At 38.2% G+C, this 3,548-nt stretch carries 2 protein-coding genes; one reads left to right on the forward strand and one right to left on the reverse strand.

The window, feature by feature from the left end; genetic code table 11:
- Positions 1-2,765: type IX secretion system sortase PorU (gene porU / locus AC22ZQ_RS13345; RefSeq protein ID WP_318959261.1), on the reverse strand; the 2,765-nt coding region annotated here is incomplete at its 3' end.
- A 183-nt stretch (positions 2,766-2,948) separates the two neighbouring features.
- On the opposite strand from porU, the gene AC22ZQ_RS13350 reads away from it, so the two are divergent.
- Positions 2,949-3,548: PorP/SprF family type IX secretion system membrane protein (locus tag AC22ZQ_RS13350; protein ID WP_318959262.1), on the forward strand; the 600-nt coding region annotated here is incomplete at its 3' end.

A 3,548-nucleotide genomic window follows, 5' to 3' on the forward strand; every position in this document is an offset into this window, starting at 1 on the left:
ATTACAACTTTGTGTTGAGGATAAGCTAAACGCAGAGCAGGGTCACCAATTAGGGTGAAACATCTTTTATTTTCGTTCGTGGATGCTTGATTTTTGGTTAGTCGTATAATCTCTCCTAATGTTTGTGGACGATTATCACTATCTGGTTTAAAGATATTTTGATAGAAGGCGATGTTTACAATGGAGTTTACGCTAATGTAGACAGAACGGGTTGTTGTCATTAAAGCTATGGCTCCACCGTTAGGGTTGAGGAACAGGTGTTCTCCTGCAGAGATTAACTTGTTGTTGTCAAAACGCGTAAACTCGCACGTAGCACTCACAAAAAGCGTAAGTCTATCAATGTTTGTTAAAGCGTTTATCTGGTTGTTGGTTAAAATTCTTTCCTGAGCCAAGCCTGCTTCACCACCATGACCAATATAGGTCATCACCAAGTTTCCGCTTGCAAAATTTCTATTGATTAGCTCATTGGCTTGAGGGTATCTTTCGCCTGCAGCTGAAGTTTTTTGTGTTAATGCGTCTAAATAAATTTTATTCGCATTCATCATTGGGTAATTGGCTTCAATGTAATTGGCAAAAGGCTCAATGTCTTGGTTTAGAAAGTTGTCATTTACATCATCCCTATCATCAGAAATTAAGGCGTAGTTTAATCTCCAAGAACCCTGTGTTGATGAATATCCGTTTTCGTCTGTATTACTTGAAGTGTTGGCAAAAAGTGTAGATCCATTTTTCATGTAGTGTTCTATCTTATCCACCATTTGCTTGGCTTGTAACTCATTGCTCACGATAATTCTACCAATAGCGATATCTAAATCATCATTGTTATTTAATCCTTCATTGTCTCCAAGTAATCCATAGTAATCATCTGTTACCAAAGACTGAATGTGATGTTCTGAATTTAAAGCTTGATAGGTTGGAATCATATTGTTGTTGTTATCAACCCTGTCTTTAGGGTCATATGTTCCATCTCCAAATAAACACATGTACTTGGGCATAAGGCTAGGGTCGCCATTGGCTCTATCGTAAAACATTTTGGCAAACATTCTAATCGCTGTGATGTCTGGTGCACCCCCAGAAAATTCGTTGTATAAATCATTGATGTCTACCAAGTGGTAAGAAAGTCCTTGCGCTTCATGAAGATTGGCTAAGCGTTGGGCTTGCGACTTCAAAGAGGGGTGGGTAATGATTAAATAATCTGCATATCCAAGTCCGTGTAAATCCTGATTAGCTACCTTTTCTATAAAGCTTGGAGAAAGGTAATTGTTATTAAAAGCTACAAACTCTCTTAAACTATCCGCATCAACAGAGAATGAGTAGGTGCTTCCTACTAAAGTTCCGTTGACAAGAGAAGGTTGTGTATTATCTGTTACTTCCCAAACTTTAAGGTTAGAGGTGAAGTTGCTAATTTGAAAGTTGGCAATGTTTCCAGAACCGACACTTTGAATGTCTCTAAAGTCAAGTTGATTTTCCGCAATTTTCAACTGTCGTCTCACATTGATTTCCAAAAAGTCGAGGTAGGCATAAATAGAAGGGAGGTTTCTATTCAATACACAATTCAAGGTAATGTTACCAGAGGTAGGTGCGAAATTTCCATTTGTAACACTCACAGTTTTTCTCCCAAATGCTGTTTCACCACCGCTCCATGCATTTAAGGTATCACTAGCTATGCTATTTCCATTATAATTGATTCCAAAGTAACTGGTGTTGTCTCCCGCGTTATAAGCAATGGCATATCGCAAACTAGCTGGGGCATTTACAGCTATGTTGGGTAAATTAAAATTGAAATTTTGAGAGAGTTCGACGTCAAACTTTTCTCCATACCATCTTCTCCCAGAGTGTATTAAGTTTACTTCTTCTTTTTCGTGGCGAGCATAGTCGTTAAAGCTAGTTACAGTGTGCGTAGCCGCCGCAGTTGTTGTTTGAGCAGAAGAAATCCTCAAGGGAGGTTCAGCTGCATTCACATTAATAAAATAAGCACTGTAATCAGCGTAGTGATTTTGAATGCGCTCAAAACCTAGAGAACCAATTCTTTCCCAACGGTTCGGACCTTTTCCATAAAAGAGAATTTTATCTCCAGGATCGAAGGATCCATCATTTCCACCTATAACTTCAATCGCGTTTTTAAGGATGTCATCAGGTCTTTCCTCAAAATTGTTGTACGGAAGTTCTCCAAAGCCATTCCCGTATACATTAATATGGTCTGGATTTAAATTACTTACGTTCACACCAATTGATTGAAGAAAATCATAGGTAATGACATGCACTCCATCTTGCGTAACTTTTATCTTGTACCAATCACCAGAGCCTGGCTGCAAGGCTGAATGAGCTTTGAAATCTCTTTGTTTGGCGGGGGCGTAATAATTTGTGTTTTGTGTGGCTTGAACAGAGGTGACCTTTAAGATGTTGTTGTTTACCTTTATATAAGGTGATATACTCACACTTTCATACAACTGCGCTCTGTTGTCTGTAGTTCTTCTTTCAAATTGAAAAGCAGTGGGTATTAGTATGTTGTTTGCCTCAAGTTCTTTTATCTCGTTTTGGCTTGCCGGTGTAGTGGAATAACTTACAAATTGTAAAGCCCAGTTACGCGACGATTTTTCCATTTTCCATTGGAAAGATAATTCTCCTTCCAATTGCATGAAATTTTGAGCTTGTAAAGACGTGTTGTCTGTGTTCCAGTCAACTGGAATTGTGATTTCTCTTTGACTCCAAACAGTAGTTCCAAAACAAAGAACTGTAACCCAAAGCAAAATTTGTCGTATCATCATGTGTCCTTAATGTGATTTATTAAGTAATTGTAGCGCAAGAAAAGCGAATATGCTAATTTCTCCACAGTAAAACGCTAAATTGTTAGGGATATTATAAATTGATAATTCAAATTACCTCAATTCTGAATTTTTTTTGTAACATTGGAGGTTTTAAACGCTATGTTAACGCATCAAAACGTGCAAATGACTATTAAAATAATTAAAAAAGGCTTGTTTTTGCTGCTGTTCACGCTTGTGACAGCAAATGCAAATGCTCAGGATCCACAGTTCTCACAGTTCTATGCGAACCCTATTTATTTGAATCCTGCTTTTGCGGGAACAAATGGATGTCCTCGAGTGGCTGCTAACTACCGTAACCAATGGCCGAGCTTATCAGGAAATTACGTTACCTATTCAGCATCATACGACCAATATTTTAACAATATTAACGGTGGTTTTGGTGTTATAGCAACACACGATCAACAAGGGCAGGGTACAATACAACATTCTACTTTGAGCTTGATATACTCTTACCACTTGAAAGTGAATAGAAAATTCACGATGCTTTTTGGAGCCAAGGCAACATGGAACCAAAAGTTTTTGGATTGGAGTAGGTTGACATTTGGTGACATGATTGATCAGCGTAGAGGTTTTATTTACGGTACGAACGATGTTCCTCGTGGAGGGTCTGTAGGATTTTTTGATGCTTCTGCAGGTTTTATGGGGTACACGGAGTCGTGGTTGTTTGGTGGATCAGCACAAAACAAAAAAAAAACAAACAAAAAATGTGTAGTTGGGGAAAAG

Source organism: Lishizhenia sp. (assembly GCF_057456495.1).